We start from the raw sequence: 16,810 nt of genomic DNA on the forward strand, positions 1-16,810 counted from the left end.
AGGTCAGTGATTTTCAGTTTGTTGCAAAAAGTCACTGATCAGTTTTGTGACCTTCTCCGGTTGCTCGTCAATAGACCAGTGGCCCACGTTCTCCAACCATACTAGGGATGCATTAGGAATGGTCTGTGCTAATTGAGGAGCATATTCAGGCTTTTGAAAATTATCGTGATCGCCCCACAGTATTAGCGTTTTATGGGGCAGGTGTTTGAGCTCGCCCGCAATGGCTTGAGTATACTCTTTGTTAAGCCTTCTTAAATTACGAAACATGGCCGCTTTACCTTGATCGCTACTCCATTGGCCCACATACAAGCGAACAAGTTCTTCGGTCATTACACTTTGGTCATAGACGCCCTTAGGCAAGAAATCTTTTAGAATACTCACTAACTCGTCGGTAGTGGTTTTTTCCTCCACGCCGGGCTCTAAAAGAGGGGTAAATTCCGGGATAGGCCAGGAATCGAAACACACACTGTCTATTAGTACGATCGCATCCACCTTCTCTGGATGTTTGACGGCCATCAGCTGAGCTACACCACCGCCGATGTCGTGGCCGGCGATATTGGCACGTGAAATCCCCAGCGCCCCCATAAATTTACTCATGATCCTGCTCTGAGCATTTATAGAAACATCAGTGTCTTGTGGCATGTCTGACTCACCGTAATTGAGCAAATCGGGTGCTATTACTCGATACTGGGAGGAAAGTTGTGGCATAACGTTTCGCCACAGCGTCCTGTTCGTCGGTATACCATGGAATAACAACAATGGAGTACCTTCTCCCATTTCTTCATATGCTATTTGATGTCCTTCAACGGTAACGTATTTTGTTGTGCTCATATTAGCTTCTCCTTTTAGTCAAAATTCGAGATGGCACTTCCTCTTTCTAAATCTTCGTTCCTTTTCACCAACTGAGCTAACTAACGCAGCGTTATTCCGCATAAAGCCAACTTAGAATGAAGTGCTTGAAACTTACCTAAACAGACAAAGCAAATTCCATCCCAATAAGCTCGGATGAATGTTTGTCTGTAACAGGTCGCCGCTGTTAATTATTGTTAAACCTTGGGAGGGCTTGCCGTAGCTGGTTGGAGGTGGTACCCAAAAGAACGTGATTATTTCACTCAATAGTGGAAAGGCTGCGCGTGGGGAAGGTGAGCGGTAAAGACGATCGAGAAATTAAGAACATTAAAGAGAAATAATTACATTGCTCTATATCATTTCGCTGATCCCTGTGACAGACCAGCTTCTTTAAAGTATGAAAGGTTGATGAGCGTTCCGTCTTGGTACGACCAAAAACAAAAAAGCCTCAACGGACGACGTTGAACTAATGAAAAAGCGCGACGATGCAAAACGCGCAAGAAAAGACGTAAAAGTATAAAAGCGCGAAAGTGTAAAGGGGCATAGCGGTGTGGATGTAACATTCCATCCATGGTGTTTGTTACCAGCCCTGCCATCCTTGCCAGCCCGTTCTGCCAGATGCTGCTGCGCAGCTAAAGAGACTGGCTTTACCCCAGTCGCGGTACCCGCGTTTTGAGACTATCTAAAAACAAAAAAGCCCCAACGGACAACGTTGAACTAATGATAAAGCGCGACGATGCAAAACGCGCAAGAAAAGACGTAAAAGTATAAAAACGTGAAAGTGTAGAGGAGCATAGCGATGTGGATGTAACATCCCATCCATGGTGTTTGTTGCCAGCCCTGCCATCCATGGCAGCTCGTTCAGCCAGATGCTTCTGCGCAGCTAAAGAGACTGGCTTCACCCCAGTCGCGGTACCCGCGTTTTGAGACTATCTAAAAACAAAAAAGCCTCAACGGACGACGTTGAGGCTTTTTCGTTTTTAATAATGGTGCCCAGACGCGGAATCGAACCACGGACACGAGGATTTTCAATCCTCTGCTCTACCAACTGAGCTATCTGGGCAAATCTGTTAACGTTGCTGGCTTGTGCCTGCTTCGTTGTGGGTGCGTATTAAACGGATTCTCGGCATTCAAGTCAACTACTTTATGCGATTTATTTTCGCTTTATTGACTGTTTGCTTGAAAAATGTGCACCACTGGTTGAGTTGTGCACAATTTTATCGAAAATCCACATATATGGTTATGATTTTGGCGGAACGTAACCTTCAATATCAGGCTCTTTTCCTTCGAACAAATACGCCTGCATTTGTGTTTCAAGGAAATTACGTGCAGTGGGCTCCATCATATTTAACTTTTTCTCGTTAATTAGCATAGTTTGTTTCTTTTGCCACTCAGCCCATGCTTCTTTGGAAATATTGTCGAATATCTTTTTACCGAGTTCACCTGGGTAAAGTTGAAAGTCTAAACCGTCAGCTTCTTTGTTTAAGTGCTGGCAAAATACCGTTCTGCTCATGCTAATTCTCACCTTGTGTATGAAAAGCCAGCTAATACCGACCTTGTTTCGCGCATTCTAGCAAATTCAACGCTGCGTGCTAAGCAATGTATCGCGTTGATTCAACATGCTCTTTAAAGTTGGGTCTGACATACCGTGAGTAATTTTTTGGTGGGGGCCGCTAAGCCAACATTGGGTTGATTGAGTAAGTCATACCAGATTTGCTGCTTCTCATTAATTTGTAATGATGTGGGTTGTGCAAGCTGCAAAATAACTGGCTGAATATCCAAATGAAAGTGGCTGAATGTATGGCGAAAAGGCTCTAGCGTAACGCGTGTATAATCGCTTAGTCCTAGTTGCTGAGCCGTCTTGTCTAGTGCTTCTAAGGTGTCGGCTTCATAAAATCCCCACAAACCACCCCACAAGCCTGTGGGGGGTCTTTGATAAATCAATACCTGAGACTGCCACATAGGTATGAGCATGACAGTAGTGCGCACTGGGATGTCTTTTTTAGGCTTTTTGCCGGGTAATTCACTTTGGCGACCTTGGGCGAAAGCCAAACAGCTTTGTTGTAAAGGGCAGTTATCGCATTTTGGTTTACTGCGAGTGCAAATAGTGGCACCCATGTCCATCATCGCTTGTGTGTAATCACCGGTACGTGAGCTTGGGGTAAGCGAATCGGCGTATTGCCATAGCGCTTGCTCAACGTCTTTTTTACCCGGCCAACCATCAACTGCAAAATAGCGAGCTAACACCCGCTTCACGTTGCCATCTAATATGCTGTGATGTTGCCCGCAGGCTAATGACAGAACTGCCCCAGCAGTAGAGCGACCAATACCTGGCAAAGCGACTACATCGTTTATGTCTGGCGGAAAAACTCCACCATACTCATCTCGAATAACTTGTGCTGCTTTTTGTAAATTTCTGGCGCGAGCGTAGTAACCTAAACCCGTCCAGTGGTGCAATACTTCATCTTGCGGGGCATTGGCCAAGCTTAAAATATCAGGAAAGCGCAGCATGAATTTTTGATAATAGGGAATAACCGTTTTGACTTGGGTTTGTTGAAGCATAATTTCTGACACCCAAACAGAGTAAGGGGTTTTCCCTTGCTGCCAGGGTAAGTCTTTGCGACCATGGCTATCAAACCAAGTCAATATTCGGTTTGCAAAAGATGATGTTAGCTGAGACTGAGATTGCACGGGTTGATATACTGCTTATGCACTTTTAAGTTATGCCTTGATCATACCTCAATTACAGATAAATGGTTCATTTGAAATGACAACAACTCTTCCCCCAGTGGCATCCCCAGTGACTCTTGAACAACCAGTGATTTTTTATCCCGGCACCTTGTGTGATGAGCGAGTATTTATGCCTTGCTGGCGGGCCATTGATATTCCTAAACGCGCGTTCGTACCGCTGCAATGGGCTGAATCTTTGGATCAAATGTTGGCGCTGAGTCGCGACCGTTTAGATTATTTTGATGAACCGGTACATTTGGTTGGTTTTTCCATGGGCGGTTACGTCGCCGCATTAACGGCCTTAGAGCAACCTAACAGAGTCGCCTCACTGACATTGATTGGCAGTTACCCAGGCCAATTTAATCAGCAGGAACGCCAAGCACGCAACAGCATCATTCAGGCAATAAAGAATAAAAAATATCAGGGCATGAGTGACAGCCGCTTGAAGCAATTCGTATTCTCCATAGATAATACCCAAGTTGTAGACATCATTAAGTCAATGGAAAGCGATTTAGGACCTGCTGTTTTGGCCGCACAAATGGCGGCGTTGAGTGAGCGTGAAGATTTAACAGCCCGTCTAGCAAACGCCAATTTTACGCTACATTTGTTAGTGGGTGAACAAGATAAAATAGCGCCACCTAGCAAGATAACAGCTTTGGACGAGGGTTTAAGCGACAGTCGCCTGCATATTTTTGACGACGCCGCACATATGTTGCCTTTAGAGCAGCCTGCAGCGCTGGCCCAGTATTTTGCTGAAAATTTCAGCTAAATTACCCTTATAGCCTTGCAATACCTGTAGTGGGCGGCATAATGCGCGGCTGCTAAGTACAGCGAGATACGAGAAGAATCATGAGCCAATTTAAATCCAAAGAAGAAGCAGCCGAATCCGGCGTTTATATCCGTAAAATCCAGAGCTTTGTTAAGCGCGAAGGTCGTTTAACCAAGGGCCAAGAAAAGGCAATTGAAAGCAATTGGGAAACCATGGGCTTAGAGCATAAATCTGGTTTGCTCGATATGAACGAAGTGTTTGGTCGCACGGCACCAGTGGTGTTAGAAATTGGTTTTGGTATGGGCAAGTCATTGGTCACTATGGCAAAAAATGAGCCCGACAAGGATTTTATCGGCATTGAAGTGCATCGCCCCGGTATTGGTGCATGTTTGGCTGACGCCCAAGAGCAAGGTGTCACCAATTTGCGTGTTTATGAACATGATGCTGTTGAAGTCTTGGCTGATTGTATTGCTGATGGCAGCTTAAGCCGCATGCAGTTGTTCTTTCCAGATCCTTGGCACAAAAAGCGTCACCACAAACGTCGTATTGTTCAGCCTGAGTTTGTTGAAAAATTACGCGGTAAATTAGCGATTGGCGGTGTCTTTCACATGGCGACAGACTGGGAAAACTACGCAGAGCATATGCTAGAAATCATGGCCGTCGCGCCGGGTTATAAGAACTTGTCTTCTACCAGTGATTATGTGCCACGCCCAGAGCAACGGCCGTTGACTAAGTTTGAACAGCGCGGCCATCGTTTAGGTCATGGTGTGTGGGATTTGATGTTCGAGAGAGTCGTATAATGTTAAGTGCAGCGAGTCAAGTATTATTGCGCAGTGAAGAGCTACTCGAGCAAGGAAAATGGTTGCTTGTAAATCCCACTGATGGCCATGTTTTTTCAGCGCTTTCGAATCCAGAGGTTTATGGTTTTCATCAGTTTTTTGATATTTATGAGCAAAGTATTGCATCGGCGAAAGCGCAAGGGCGCGACACTCAACACCAATTTGTAGCTGCATATGATACTGATGCCTCGTTTGATGGTGCGGTATTGTATTTACCTAAAGCGAAAGCCCATGGGCAAATGTTGCTCGCGAATATTGTGGCGTGTTTGAAACCTGGCGGTACTTTGTTGGTGGTGGGTGAGAATAAAGGTGGTATCAAAAGTGCGGCTAAGCTTTTAACCCCATACTCAGGTAATGTGAATAAAATTGACTCTGCCCGTCACTGCGCCATGTTTGCCGCTGTGGTTGATAAACCTGTTGCGTCATTTGATATCACAAAATGGCAAGATGTCTCAGAACACCAAGTCGCTGATATTAGCTTTAAAGTGTGCTCATTGCCGGGGGTATTCAGTCATGGTGAATTGGATACAGGTACGCAATTATTGCTTGATAACATCGACAGGGTGGTGTCAGGTCGTATTTTAGATTTTGCTTGCGGTGCGGGTATTATCGGTTGCTTCGCGGGCCTTAAAAATCCACAAGCTCAGGTCGTGATGAGTGACGTGAGTGCATTAGCAATATATTGCTCGCAGAAAAGTGCTGAGTTAAATGGTGTAAAAGCACAGGTTATTCCCTCAAACGGGCTTGGTGCATTAACGGGTAAATTTGCCCAAGTCTTTACCAATCCACCGTTTCACACGGGGATTAAAACAGATTACTCGGTTACGGAGGGTTTTATGCAGCAGCTTAAAAACCACTTACAAGACCGCGGCAGTCTGATTTTGGTGGCCAATAAGTTTTTGCGCTACGCGGATGAACTCGATAAACAGTTCAAATCCGTTCAGACGTTAACAGAAACGACTAAATTTAGTGTTTATTGTTGTCGTCGTTGATTGCAGTTATATTAATGCGTTAATAGAGCAAGCATGTGTCTTTGAGTCCACGTTAATCAGTATCGCTATGATTTTCCGATAGGGCAGTGAATCGAGAAACCAATGGGGTATAGTGTTGATGAAAGTATTATTCGTTGTATCTGAGGTTGAAGATCTGGTTAAAACGGGTGGGCTGGCAGATGTCGCTAAAGCGCTCCCCATTGCATTAAGCGAAATGGGCCACGAAGTGTGTATTGTTATGCCTTACTATAAAATGTTGGCAGAGCAACACCCCGGTGAAGACTGCGCTGAGCCTCAGGCACTTTTTGCCAGCCGCAAACCTTACGATTTTACGATTAAACGTCTACAGATTGGCAATGTGCCTGTTTACGCAATAGATTACCCAGCTTACTTTGCACGTGATGGGTTATATTCTGATAGCTATCACGCTTATCCTGATAATGCTAAGCGTTTTGCTTTTTTTGCCCAAGGCGCATTACAAGTCGCTAAAGCGTTAGATTTCCAGCCAGATATTGTGCATTGCAACGATTGGCATACGGCGCTAACGCCTTATTTTATGAGCATTGATGACAGTGGTTTCTTTGATCGAAGTCGCAGCATCTTTACTATCCACAATGGCGCATATCAGGGCACACATCGTTTTTCAGATATTCCTTTTTTGCAGCCGCATTATTTACTTCATTCGCAATTAGACGGTGATGCGTTGAATTTTGTACGCATGGGTATTCGCTATGCGCATAAAATTAATGCGGTGAGTCCAAATTATGCTCAAGAATTGTTAACACCTTTGGGCTCGCATCATTTGTACCATGAGTTTCAGCAGCGCCGGAATGATCTAAGCGGTATTCTAAATGGTTGTGACTACACCCAGTGGGATCCCATCAATGACCCGCACATTATTCAAACCTATACCGCTGATGATATGAGCGGTAAAGAGAAGTGCAAAATTGATTTACAGCGAGAAGCACAAATACCGCAAGATTTGGGCATACCGCTGGTGGGCATGGTCTGTCGATTAACTGAACAAAAAGGGTTTGGCTACATACTACCTATGCTTGAGCAACTCATGCAGCATAATGTTCAGTTGGTGATTATTGGCACTGGCGACCCGCAAATAAGTCATACATTGCGCAGTGTTGCACAGCGACACCCAGAAAAGCTCGCGTTTATCGAAGCATTCAGTGTACAAAAAGCCCATATGCTCGAGGCGGGCAGTGACTTTTTCTTAATGCCATCATTATTCGAGCCTTGCGGCCTAAATCAAATGTATAGCCTTGCCTTTGGTACCTTGCCAATTGTACGTGGGGTTGGAGGTTTAAAGGATACTGTTACTGACCTTGCAGATAACCCAGAGCAAGCAACTGGCTTCGTGTTCGAGCATCCAGACAGCGACGCCTTGCTTGCCTGTATTCAACGCGCGCTATTGTTCTACCGTGAATATCCAGAGCGTTTTAAAGCTACGCAAATGCGTGCCATGCATAGCCGATTTACTTGGCAGCAAGCTGCCCAGCAGTATTTAGCTTTATACCATGAAGCAATTGGCGGTTAATGCTGAGTGAGGCGCACGAGAGATATGTTCTTTAGAGTCATTTGGGGCTTGGCTGTAGGTATGCTGTTTGCCGTAAAATTGCAGGCAATGCCCGAACAATGTTTGCAATCGAGTGGGCGGGACGAGGCTTGCCCGCACCTGATCTACAAGAAATCACCTGTCGATATAAAAAAACTAAGCGTGAAATCCGGTGACATGGTTTGTTTATGTTTATCAGATCTGCCTGATGTGCGAGGGGCATCGGAAAAAGAACTACGCAGTCCAGAATTACAGGTAACCCTAAGCCGATTTGCAAATGATTGGGGTTTGTCTGAATCAGAATTGTTACTTCTGATACGAAAATAGAAACGCAGTGGGAGTAATAAAGTCCCCTCTAATAAGATTAACTGTTTCATTTTTCACTGGTTTAGCTCAATATGTTGCATAGACTCTGCTAAGGTTTCATTTTTAAAATATGCATGCTAAAAGTAATTTTTTGTCTATTAAAAGCCTAATTATTTGGGTTGTAATGGCGATTACCTCGTTAGCATTGCTTTTGGCAACCTGCATCAATTTATACGGTCAAATCAGCAGCTACCGTCTTCAACTCATCAACAACGTCAACATCTTTTCCGAGCTCATCAGCCGTAATGCGGTTGCCACAATCGAAGATGAGCTCAATTTCAATGAAGAGCGTAATCTCAGCACACTCAGCGCATCGGATATATTGGAAAATGTGCATATTTATCGCTTTGTGGAAGACGGCAAATTAGAATTTTTCGCCAGCTACAACAAAGACGGTGTCGCCCCTGTAAATGCCAAATTCGATCGTATTGAAGCATTATCTCAAGCGGCTATTGATGGCAGTACCGTTGAGGTGATACGTGAAATTAATCGCGATGATGGTCAGTTATTAGGTTATACCTATGTGCGCGCTTCAGCTGATGGCCTTGAGAGATTAATTTCTCGCTCAGTGGGTATAGCGGTGGGCGTGCTGCTTTTGTCATTACTACTGTGCTTCTTGCTCACCTTAAAGTTGCAGAACACGATCACCGCGCCGATCCGCAATTTAGCACACTTGGTGCAACGCATTTCTCGTCACAAAGATTATTCAGGCCGAGCTCAGCCGAGCAACATCAAAGAACTGGATATTCTCAGCGATGCATTTAATGCCATGATGCAGCGCACTCAAGAGCATCTGCAGCGGCAAAATGAGGCTGAAGAAGAGCACAGACGACTCAACAGTAGCCTCGAAGAAAAGGTCACTCAGCGTACGCTTGCTTTAAAAGAAGCAAACAACGAACTCATTCAAACCTTAGAGAAATTGCATCAATTTCAGCGTCAAATGGTGCAGAACGAGAAAATGGCTTCCCTTGGAGATATGGTGGCGGGGGTTGCTCACGAGGTAAACACACCTATTGGTCTTGGTGTGACTGCGTCAACGATGATGCTCGACCGCTTAGCGGGCATGCAGAAAGACTTTGAGAATAAAACGCTAAAAGCCAGTTCGTTATCCAAGTTTATCTCAGAAGGCCAAGAAAACCTCAATATCATCTATCGCAACTTAAATCGAGCGGCGGAGCTGATATCTAGCTTTAAGCAAGTTGCGGTAGACCAATCATCAGAGGTCGACAGGGTTTTCTCATTTTCAAAACTGATGGATGAAATTTTGTTATCCATGCGCCCAAAACTGAAAAGCATGAAGCACGTCATTCATGTCGAATGTCCTGAAAATTTATATATTGAGTCTAAAGCGGGCCCAATTAACCAGATTATGATCAACTTGATTATGAATTCCATTATTCACGGCTTTGAGAACAAAGACCAAGGCGAAATTAACATCAAAATCAGTTTGATTGCCGAGAAAAAAATCAGCGTAGTATTTTCAGATGATGGTGCGGGTATCCCCGAGTATTTACGTAAGCGTATTTTTGATCCCTTTGTCACCACCAAGCGTGGACAGGGCGGGAGTGGCTTAGGTATGCATCTGGTGTACAACTTAGTCACTCAAGCGCTAAATGGTTCAATAGCCTTAACCAGCGAAGAAGGGCAGGGGGTCGAGTTCACCATCTTGTTTCCGGTCAAAAAAGCCACCCAAACGTTGGCGCACAAAAACTAATCAGCTATTTTGTGTTTGCAATTTTCATTTATATCCCCACATACTTTGCGTAGTGGAAAATATCTTCAATACAACGGATGTAGTCATTTTTCGGCATATTATTTGTCGTGTTTGGCGGGTTGTTTGCATTAGCTAAAATTTAATCTAGATAAAACCCTGATTTTTAGATATTTTCTGATAAACTTTTATCCATATTTTTAACATGGTGTGAATACGATGCTGACGCCCAATATTTTGATTGTAGAAGATGAAGTTGTTACTAGAACAACCCTCAAGAGCCTGTTTGAAGCAGAAGGCTATAATGTGTTTGAAGCCGAAAACGGTAGCGAAATGCATGAGTTTTTTGAAAATCACGCAATAAATTTAGTGATCATGGACATTAACTTACCGGGTAAAAATGGTTTGATTTTGGCCCGTGAAGTACGTGATCGTAAAAATATCGGTCTAATCTTTTTAACCGGTCGCGATAACGATGTTGACCGTATATTAGGTCTTGAAATCGGCGCAGATGATTATTTAACTAAACCGTTTAATCCGCGTGAGTTGACCATCAGAGCCAGAAACTTATTAACGCGTACATTGAACAACGCAGAAGACGACGACTTGCCAAGTCGAGTTAGTTTTAACGGTTGGACACTAGATGGCGACAGCCGTAGTTTGATTTCTCCTAGTAAGAAGGAATTCAGACTACCACGCAGTGAATTCCGTGCGTTGCATTTATTCTTAAGCAACCCGGGCAAAATTTTAACTCGTGAACAGCTGATTATGGAAATGACAGGTCGTGAATTACGCCCGAATGACCGTACTGTTGATGTCACTATTCGTCGTATCCGTAAGCATTTCGAATCAGAAGTAAATGCTGACGAATTGATCGTGACTATTCACGGTGAAGGTTACCGTTTCTGCGGTACCGTTGACGTATAAGTCACAACAGCTCAAACACAAAAAAAAGCGGCTTAAGCCGCTTTTTTTATGTCTGTTACATGAGTATCTAGTCCGGTTTTTTAAGCCTTTCTGACTCAGGCTTAATTTCATCTTTGCGCTCGTATTCGCCTTCAATGATATCGTCGTTCGAGGATTGGCGACTGTCGAAGCCTTGTCTCGACTGCCCCGCAAAACCACCTTGTGCTTGATTAACCACTTGTACTGATAATTTTGCCAGCAACCCCTTAGCAATCAACGGTCGGGTCATAGGTAGGCAGAATAAAAAACCCAACGCGTCAGTGACAAAACCAGGCGTAACAAGCATGACACCTGCAATGACGAGTAATAAACCTTCGGCGACTTCTTGGCCCGGGATCGTGCCCTGTTGCATTTTTTGTTGTGCATGAATTAATGTACTGACGCCCTGTTGGCGAACCAAATACGAGCCTATCATAGCGGTGGCGACTACGATTGCGACTGTGTTCCAGCCGCCAATTTGCTCGCCTACACTGATCAAGAGTGATATCTCAACGATAGGCAGCAAAACAAACAATAAGAATAATTTACCCAAAACTGTCTCTTTAATTACTTTATGAATGAATATAATGGCGTCGAAAGGCCGATAACCAAGGGTAACAGTGTTACAAAGTATGGCAACTGCTCTTTGTTGAAGGTCTTAATGGTAAGCTTTGGAAGATGATGACATTTTTGAAAGACATCTATTACTAATTAGGTCTATATTGGCCTACCGTAGGGTCACTTAATATTGTATTAAGTATGTTACCTTATTTTATTTTTTAACTGTTGAACTGCAAAAAAGAAGTCGTTTTAAATGAAGTTAATAGCATCGTTTTCCATTTTTATGCTCATGTCCATTTGGTCATTCGCCAGCTTAGGCCAAAGCAATTCCTTCGATTCTTTGTTTAGCAATGAACCTGAGTTTCTAAAGGTGGATCAAGCTTTCGTGTTTGATTATGTGCAAAATGGTGACCAACTAGTCGTCACTTGGGACATTGCCGATGACTACTACCTTTATCAGCAACAATTCAAAGCCGTTTCGAAAAACGCCTCGTTAGGTGAGCCTATTTTTCCTACAGGAAAAATGAAAGAGGATGAATTTTTTGATGAGCCTCAAGAAGTTTATTACCACAAGGTCTCAGTCACCTATCCTATCCTACAGTCACAAGATGATTCTGCGGTTAAAATTCGCTACCAAGGCTGTGCAGAAGCGGGACTGTGTTACCCCCCAACAACGCAGGTCGTTTATCTAAATTCAGTCAATGCCAGTGATGATCTTTCTAATACCGACGAAGCTAGTGTTGAAAGTAGCGGCTCTGTCTCACAACAATTTGAGCTGGCAGATTTACTCACGGGCGACCAGAGCCTGATATGGGTGTTATTAATATTTCTAGCGTTAGGAGTGGGCCTTGCGTTTACGCCGTGTGTCTTCCCTATGTATCCGATCTTATCTGGCATAGTCATAGGTCAAGGGAAGAGTATCAGTACATCGCGAGCGTTCGTTCTATCCTTTGTTTACGTGCAAGGTATGGCGTTGACGTACTCTTTACTGGGGTTAGTTGTTGCATCGGCGGGCGTGCAGTTTCAAGCGGCGTTGCAGCATCCCATTATATTAGGTGCGTTGATCGTCGTTTTTGCACTGCTGGCGTTGGTGATGTTCGGTGCTTGGGAATTTCAGCTACCCTCAAGCTGGCAAGAAAAGCTCAATGGCGTGAGTAACCAACAGAAAAGTGGAAGTTACTTAGGCGTGCTTTTGATGGGGGCAATATCAGGGCTGGTTGCATCCCCGTGTACCACCGCGCCGTTAACCGGAATATTATTGTACATAGCGCAAACGGGCGATTTATTGCTGGGCTTCAGTGCACTTTATGCACTAAGTTTGGGCATGGGAATACCATTGATATTGTTTGGCATAACAGGCGGTAAATTACTGCCTAAAGCAGGTGCATGGATGAACATTATCAAAGTCACTTTTGGCTTCATGATGCTGGCCGTCGCGTTAATGTTTGTAGAGCGTTTAGTTAGCCATGTGGTCACTGATATTATGTGGGCGATACTAGGCTTAGTAACCTTTAGCTATTTCTACGTGATGAATCAAGCCAGTTCAGTGACCTTTAGTAAGGGTGTTCGCGCGCTAGTTATTTTTATCGGTTTGTTTGCGTCTGCCATGTATGGCTATCAGACTATTTTTGGCCAAACATCGTCTGTTGCCGGGCATACAGAACAAAGCCATCCTCGGTTTGAAGTGGTTAAAAACCTTGATGATTTTGAGCAAAAATTAGCTGCTGCCAACGCGCAAGGTAAAACCGTGATGGTCGATTTATACGCGGACTGGTGTGTTGCCTGTAAAGAGTTCGAAAAATACACCTTTCCTGATACGCAAGTGGTAGACGCGCTTAGTAACACTGTGTGGATGCAAATTGATTTAACCGATAACACGGCGACTAACATTGCATTTCAAGAGCATTTTTCGATTTTAGGCTTGCCGACTATCTTGTTCTTTGATCTGCAAGGTAAAGAGATTAGCGGCTCTCGGGTCACCGGATTTATGCAAGCGCCAGCGTTTGCCGCCCATGCAAAAAATATCTTATAACTCAGGTAGAGCCCACCAAATTCAAGGCATTAGAAGGATGAATCACATGTTAGCCCGCCGTTTTAATCGTTATGTCGTTAGTATGTTGTTGTCCTTGATGTGTTTCGCGTCGAGCGCTGCTACTGCCGTTGTAGAACGCGTTATTACTCTAGAAAATGACATGCAAGCCACCCATACTCAGGCGCGAGGTGAGGCAATTGCGAGTGTGTTACTCATTCATGGCTGGGCAGGCAACATGAATGAAGTGGGCGATATGTATAAGCGCTTAGCGGCGCAGCTGGCAGAGCAGCATATTGCCTCCCTTAGAATCAATATACGCGGCGAAAGTGAACGCGAAAAAAGCGGATATCGACTCACCAGTACTTTTTCGTCTCGGGTAACCGATGCTGAAACGGGGTTGATGTTTTTACGTCAGCAATATCCTGAAACTCCCACTGGTGTGGTCGGTTTTAGTCTTGGGGGGTCGACTACCATAAGGCTTATGGGACTGCACCCTACAGATATTGACAGTGTCGTGCTGTGGTCAAGCGCGGGAGACCCAGCGCTGGTAGGGCAAAGCATCCTATCCCCTGCACAAATGCGTGAAGTGCTTGATAACGGTGAAGTGAAAGTGCCTACATGGGAAACGCTAACCGTCACCAAAACGCATGTTTTGGGTATGATGGGGCACGACATTTACCAGAATATTAACGCTTATAGCGGGCCCCTGTTGTCCATTCGAGGCAGCGAGGACTACGTTAAACCTATTGAGAAAACCTTACTCCCATTAACCTCATCAGTACTTGCTGAGGCCCGTGTCATTCAAGGGGCGGATCATATATTCGATTCGTTTAACCCCGAAAGCCAATACGATGAGCGGGTGATAAAGCAGACGTTGGACTGGTTAATCGATACGCTCTAAGGCGTTATTCCACGCGGCAATGGCTAAGTACCATCTGCGCAATGTAATAACGCATTAGGGAAGGGGGCTATATAAGCTAGCGTTTATCGTGTACCGAATATTTTGTCTCCGGCATCACCTAAGCCTGGTAAAATGTAACCGTGCTCGTTGAGTTTGTCATCTACGGCTGCGGTATAAATGTCTACATCCGGGTGTTTGCTCACAACCGCTTCTATGCCTTCTGGTGCCGCGACCAAGAATAAGCCCATTATGTATTGGCAACCTTTTTCTTTCAGTAAATCGATGGTCGCGATTAACGTACCGCCGGTGGCGAGCATAGGGTCAACTATTAGCGCAGTGCGCTCTTCCACATCTTTTACCACTTTGTCGAAATAAGCCACCGGCTGCAGCGTTTCTTCATCACGATACAAACCTACCACGCTGACCTTTGCATTTGGGATAAGCTGCATAACACCGTCTAACATGCCAAGACCGGCACGCAAAATAGGGACTATGGTGATTTTCTTGCCTTTGATCTTTTTGACTTTAATCGGCTCATCGTTCCAGCCGTTAATCTCAACAGTCTCGGTTTCTAACTCTCGGGTCGCTTCGTAGGTCAGCAGGTTACCCACTTCACTGGCAAGCTCTCTAAAATTTTTGCTGCTGATGCCAGCCTCGCGCATCAAACCTAACTTATGTTGCACTAAGGGGTGATTGATTTCTTTGACTGACACAAGGTACCTCGAATGTAGAATAGATTTATTTGATCAGTTTACTGACAAATAGCTCACTGTGCCTAAGTAAATCAGGATAAAAATGTAAAAAAGACTGTCTTAACTCACTGTCATTTTCGCTGATGTAGTCCATGGCTTGTTGAGCAAACTTAGTTGGACGACTGAAGCGTTTTTCAATGGTTTGCATAGCGCGCAAACAGGCGCTGAGGTTTTCATAGTCTGCTAACCATTGATGACTGATAAGCCCAGCCCTGACTCGGGTGAAATGAGGGCTGACCTCATAATTAAGCTGCTCTAAGTCTCGATAAAATTGCTTAAACAAGGTGTGTATAGGTAATTTAGGCGCCGAAAATTGTTGCCAATGCTGGATCAACAAGTGGTCAAAATACACATCAAGTGCAATGCCTGCATAGCGTCGTATCGGTTTAGGGAAATCTCGTTTTAAAGCCACTACCCGGGGATGAGAGTCAGTGAAAGTGTCAATTTGGCGATGCAAGCGCACACCAAGTTGTATATTTAGGGGGAAGTCAGCCAAGGCACTGCCTTTTACAAAATCCCCCAAAAAATTACCAACCAAACTGGTTTGAGTGTGTTTAGCAAGATGTAAATGTGCAATGTAGTTCATGCTTGTATTTGAACGCGATACCGACTTGGGGTCAAATGGCTTATCAGTATACCTAGCATTGAGATTAAATACGTAAACTTGGGGGCAATCTTCGCTGATAAGACCAGTATTTTGCTGCTAATTTGTAAGTTAGCTCTATAATGGCCTCAATTGAGTGCGATGAGTTGAAAATTTAAGCGAAATTAGTCGCTAATCGGATACTTATTTGCTAATAATGAAAGATAATTATCATTTTAACGAAGATAGCGGCGTATTCTTGAAAGTTTTATTAATTAATGGACCCAACCTCAATATGTTGGGCAAACGTGAACCCGAAGTTTATGGCTCACGTAGCCTACAAGATATTGTTAACACCTTAAATGTGCAAGCAAAAGGCATGGGGATCGTGTTAGATCATGTGCAATCAAATGCTGAGCACGAGTTAATCGATGCTATTCACAGCGCTTATCAAAAAGTCGACTTTATAATGATCAATCCTGGTGCCTTTACGCATACCAGCGTTGCCTTACGCGATGCTTTACTCAGTGTATCGATTCCTTTCATCGAAGTGCATTTATCCAATGTTCATGCTCGCGAACCTTTTCGCCATCACTCGTACTTATCAGACGTAGCAGTGGGGGTGATATGTGGTTTGGGTGAACAGGGTTATGCGTTTGCACTCAATGCAGCTCAACAACATGTAAATAACCAAACGAATTAGTTGCCGTGGTCGGTGTGCTACCGGTCGCTTATGTATACAAATCAAAAAGAGATAACATCATGGATATACGCAAAATTAAGAAACTCATCGAGTTAGTAGAAGAATCAGGTATTTCTGAGTTAGAAATTACTGAAGGTGAAGAATCTGTACGAATCCATCGTAGCGGCCAGCCGGCAGCGCAAGTACAGTACTCTGCCCCTATCCAACAAGCTGCACCTGTAGCAGCTGCTCCCGTCGTTGAAGCAGCACCTGCAGCCGTTGCTGAAACCAGTGGTCACCGTGTTAAGTCACCAATGGTCGGTACTTTCTACCGTTCATCTTCTCCAGGTTCAAAACCTTTTGCTGAAGTGGGCCAAAGCGTCAAAGTAGGCGACACTTTATGTATCATCGAAGCCATGAAAATGATGAATCAAATTGAGTCGGACAAAGCTGGCGTTATCAAAGAAATCCTAATCGACAACCAAGAGCCGGTTGAATTCGATCAGCCCCTATTCATCATTGAATAAGCAG

At 44.3% G+C, this 16,810-nt stretch carries 17 protein-coding genes and 1 tRNA gene; 11 read left to right on the forward strand and 7 right to left on the reverse strand.

The window, feature by feature from the left end:
- Positions 1 to 3: 3 nt before the first annotated feature.
- The 4 genes from AC0VYA_RS00385 to mutY form a co-directional block, all read right to left on the reverse strand.
- On the reverse strand, positions 4 to 831 hold the full coding sequence (locus tag AC0VYA_RS00385; protein WP_473477289.1) for an alpha/beta fold hydrolase: 828 nt from the start codon (positions 829 to 831) through the stop codon (positions 4 to 6).
- 1,005 nt (positions 832 to 1,836) lie between these two features.
- Positions 1,837 to 1,912 (reverse strand) — tRNA-Phe (locus AC0VYA_RS00390).
- Positions 1,913 to 2,089: 177 nt separating this feature from the next.
- Positions 2,090 to 2,362 (reverse strand): oxidative damage protection protein, encoded by a 273-nt coding sequence (locus AC0VYA_RS00395; protein WP_033185091.1) that lies wholly within the window; start codon positions 2,360 to 2,362, stop codon positions 2,090 to 2,092.
- Between the two features lie 113 nt (positions 2,363 to 2,475).
- A complete protein-coding gene (gene mutY, locus AC0VYA_RS00400; protein WP_475489703.1) occupies positions 2,476 to 3,540 on the reverse strand; it encodes an A/G-specific adenine glycosylase in 1,065 nt (354 codons plus the stop codon).
- A 76-nt stretch (positions 3,541 to 3,616) separates the two neighbouring features.
- Between mutY and AC0VYA_RS00405 the strand changes: the two genes are divergently transcribed.
- The 7 genes from AC0VYA_RS00405 to arcA all read left to right on the forward strand — a co-directional run bounded on the left by AC0VYA_RS00405 (position 3,617) and on the right by arcA (position 10,750).
- Complete coding sequence (locus AC0VYA_RS00405) at positions 3,617 to 4,348, forward strand: alpha/beta fold hydrolase (protein ID WP_473477316.1); 732 nt, start codon at positions 3,617 to 3,619, stop codon at positions 4,346 to 4,348.
- Between the two features lie 80 nt (positions 4,349 to 4,428).
- Positions 4,429 to 5,148, forward strand: a complete 720-nt coding sequence (gene trmB / locus AC0VYA_RS00410; RefSeq protein ID WP_475489704.1) for a tRNA (guanosine(46)-N7)-methyltransferase TrmB — start codon at positions 4,429 to 4,431, stop codon at positions 5,146 to 5,148.
- Positions 5,148 to 6,179: a methyltransferase gene (locus tag AC0VYA_RS00415; protein ID WP_475489705.1), complete on the forward strand. Its 1,032-nt coding sequence runs from the start codon at positions 5,148 to 5,150 to the stop codon at positions 6,177 to 6,179. Before trmB ends, AC0VYA_RS00415 begins: the two co-directional genes overlap by 1 nt.
- A 118-nt stretch (positions 6,180 to 6,297) precedes the next feature.
- Positions 6,298 to 7,728 (forward strand): glycogen synthase GlgA, encoded by a 1,431-nt coding sequence (gene glgA, locus AC0VYA_RS00420; protein ID WP_475489706.1) that lies wholly within the window; start codon positions 6,298 to 6,300, stop codon positions 7,726 to 7,728.
- 24 nt (positions 7,729 to 7,752) lie between these two features.
- Positions 7,753 to 8,073 (forward strand): hypothetical protein, encoded by a 321-nt coding sequence (locus tag AC0VYA_RS00425; protein ID WP_475489707.1) that lies wholly within the window; start codon positions 7,753 to 7,755, stop codon positions 8,071 to 8,073.
- Between the two features lie 109 nt (positions 8,074 to 8,182).
- Entirely contained in the window at positions 8,183 to 9,826 is a 1,644-nt protein-coding gene (locus AC0VYA_RS00430) for an ATP-binding protein (protein ID WP_473477325.1), read from the forward strand.
- A 216-nt stretch (positions 9,827 to 10,042) separates the two neighbouring features.
- Positions 10,043 to 10,750 carry a two-component system response regulator ArcA gene (arcA, locus tag AC0VYA_RS00435; protein WP_006993490.1) on the forward strand — a complete coding sequence of 236 codons (708 nt, stop codon included), beginning with the start codon at positions 10,043 to 10,045 and terminating at the stop codon, positions 10,748 to 10,750.
- A gap of 67 nt (positions 10,751 to 10,817) precedes the next feature.
- On the opposite strand, the gene AC0VYA_RS00440 is transcribed toward arcA, so the two are convergent.
- On the reverse strand, positions 10,818 to 11,321 hold the full coding sequence (locus tag AC0VYA_RS00440; RefSeq protein WP_473477327.1) for an FxsA family protein: 504 nt from the start codon (positions 11,319 to 11,321) through the stop codon (positions 10,818 to 10,820).
- Positions 11,322 to 11,582: 261 nt separating this feature from the next.
- On the opposite strand from AC0VYA_RS00440, the gene AC0VYA_RS00445 reads away from it, so the two are divergent.
- Both AC0VYA_RS00445 and AC0VYA_RS00450 read left to right on the forward strand, forming a co-directional pair.
- Positions 11,583 to 13,361 carry a protein-disulfide reductase DsbD gene (locus tag AC0VYA_RS00445; RefSeq protein ID WP_475489708.1) on the forward strand — a complete coding sequence of 593 codons (1,779 nt, stop codon included), beginning with the start codon at positions 11,583 to 11,585 and terminating at the stop codon, positions 13,359 to 13,361.
- Positions 13,362 to 13,407: 46 nt separating this feature from the next.
- Complete coding sequence (locus AC0VYA_RS00450; protein WP_475489709.1) at positions 13,408 to 14,262, forward strand: alpha/beta hydrolase; 855 nt, start codon at positions 13,408 to 13,410, stop codon at positions 14,260 to 14,262.
- A gap of 83 nt (positions 14,263 to 14,345) precedes the next feature.
- Here AC0VYA_RS00450 and upp read toward each other — a convergent pair whose 3' ends face one another.
- Together upp and AC0VYA_RS00460 are read right to left on the reverse strand one after the other, a co-directional pair.
- Complete coding sequence (gene upp / locus AC0VYA_RS00455) at positions 14,346 to 14,975, reverse strand: uracil phosphoribosyltransferase (RefSeq protein ID WP_475489710.1); 630 nt, start codon at positions 14,973 to 14,975, stop codon at positions 14,346 to 14,348.
- 25 nt (positions 14,976 to 15,000) lie between these two features.
- The gene (locus AC0VYA_RS00460; RefSeq protein ID WP_475489711.1) at positions 15,001 to 15,600 is read right to left on the reverse strand and encodes an acyl carrier protein phosphodiesterase; all 600 of its coding nucleotides are present in this window, start codon (positions 15,598 to 15,600) and stop codon (positions 15,001 to 15,003) included.
- 214 nt (positions 15,601 to 15,814) lie between these two features.
- On the opposite strand from AC0VYA_RS00460, the gene aroQ reads away from it, so the two are divergent.
- The gene (aroQ, locus tag AC0VYA_RS00465) at positions 15,815 to 16,300 is read left to right on the forward strand and encodes a type II 3-dehydroquinate dehydratase (RefSeq protein ID WP_475489712.1); all 486 of its coding nucleotides are present in this window, start codon (positions 15,815 to 15,817) and stop codon (positions 16,298 to 16,300) included.
- Between the two features lie 59 nt (positions 16,301 to 16,359).
- The gene (gene accB, locus AC0VYA_RS00470) at positions 16,360 to 16,806 is read left to right on the forward strand and encodes an acetyl-CoA carboxylase biotin carboxyl carrier protein (protein ID WP_011573030.1); all 447 of its coding nucleotides are present in this window, start codon (positions 16,360 to 16,362) and stop codon (positions 16,804 to 16,806) included.
- The last annotated feature ends 4 nt before the right edge of the window (positions 16,807 to 16,810 follow it).

This window comes from Paraglaciecola sp. QJM3NY_14, from assembly GCF_056173245.1.

Excerpts from the sequence above, each read along its gene's own strand:
- AC0VYA_RS00385 (WP_473477289.1), bottom strand. The coding sequence starts at position 831 with ATGAGCACAACAAAATACGTTACCGTTGAAGGACATCAAATAGCATAT.
- AC0VYA_RS00395 (WP_033185091.1), bottom strand. The coding sequence starts at position 2,362 with ATGAGCAGAACGGTATTTTGCCAGCACTTAAACAAAGAAGCTGACGGT.
- AC0VYA_RS00405 (WP_473477316.1), top strand. The coding sequence starts at position 3,617 with ATGACAACAACTCTTCCCCCAGTGGCATCCCCAGTGACTCTTGAACAA.
- trmB (WP_475489704.1), top strand. The coding sequence starts at position 4,429 with ATGAGCCAATTTAAATCCAAAGAAGAAGCAGCCGAATCCGGCGTTTAT.
- AC0VYA_RS00415 (WP_475489705.1), top strand. The coding sequence starts at position 5,148 with ATGTTAAGTGCAGCGAGTCAAGTATTATTGCGCAGTGAAGAGCTACTC.
- glgA (WP_475489706.1), top strand. The coding sequence starts at position 6,298 with ATGAAAGTATTATTCGTTGTATCTGAGGTTGAAGATCTGGTTAAAACG.
- AC0VYA_RS00425 (WP_475489707.1), top strand. The coding sequence starts at position 7,753 with ATGTTCTTTAGAGTCATTTGGGGCTTGGCTGTAGGTATGCTGTTTGCC.
- AC0VYA_RS00430 (WP_473477325.1), top strand. The coding sequence starts at position 8,183 with ATGCATGCTAAAAGTAATTTTTTGTCTATTAAAAGCCTAATTATTTGG.
- arcA (WP_006993490.1), top strand. The coding sequence starts at position 10,043 with ATGCTGACGCCCAATATTTTGATTGTAGAAGATGAAGTTGTTACTAGA.
- AC0VYA_RS00445 (WP_475489708.1), top strand. The coding sequence starts at position 11,583 with ATGAAGTTAATAGCATCGTTTTCCATTTTTATGCTCATGTCCATTTGG.
- AC0VYA_RS00450 (WP_475489709.1), top strand. The coding sequence starts at position 13,408 with ATGTTAGCCCGCCGTTTTAATCGTTATGTCGTTAGTATGTTGTTGTCC.
- AC0VYA_RS00460 (WP_475489711.1), bottom strand. The coding sequence starts at position 15,600 with ATGAACTACATTGCACATTTACATCTTGCTAAACACACTCAAACCAGT.
- aroQ (WP_475489712.1), top strand. The coding sequence starts at position 15,815 with ATGAAAGATAATTATCATTTTAACGAAGATAGCGGCGTATTCTTGAAA.
- accB (WP_011573030.1), top strand. The coding sequence starts at position 16,360 with ATGGATATACGCAAAATTAAGAAACTCATCGAGTTAGTAGAAGAATCA.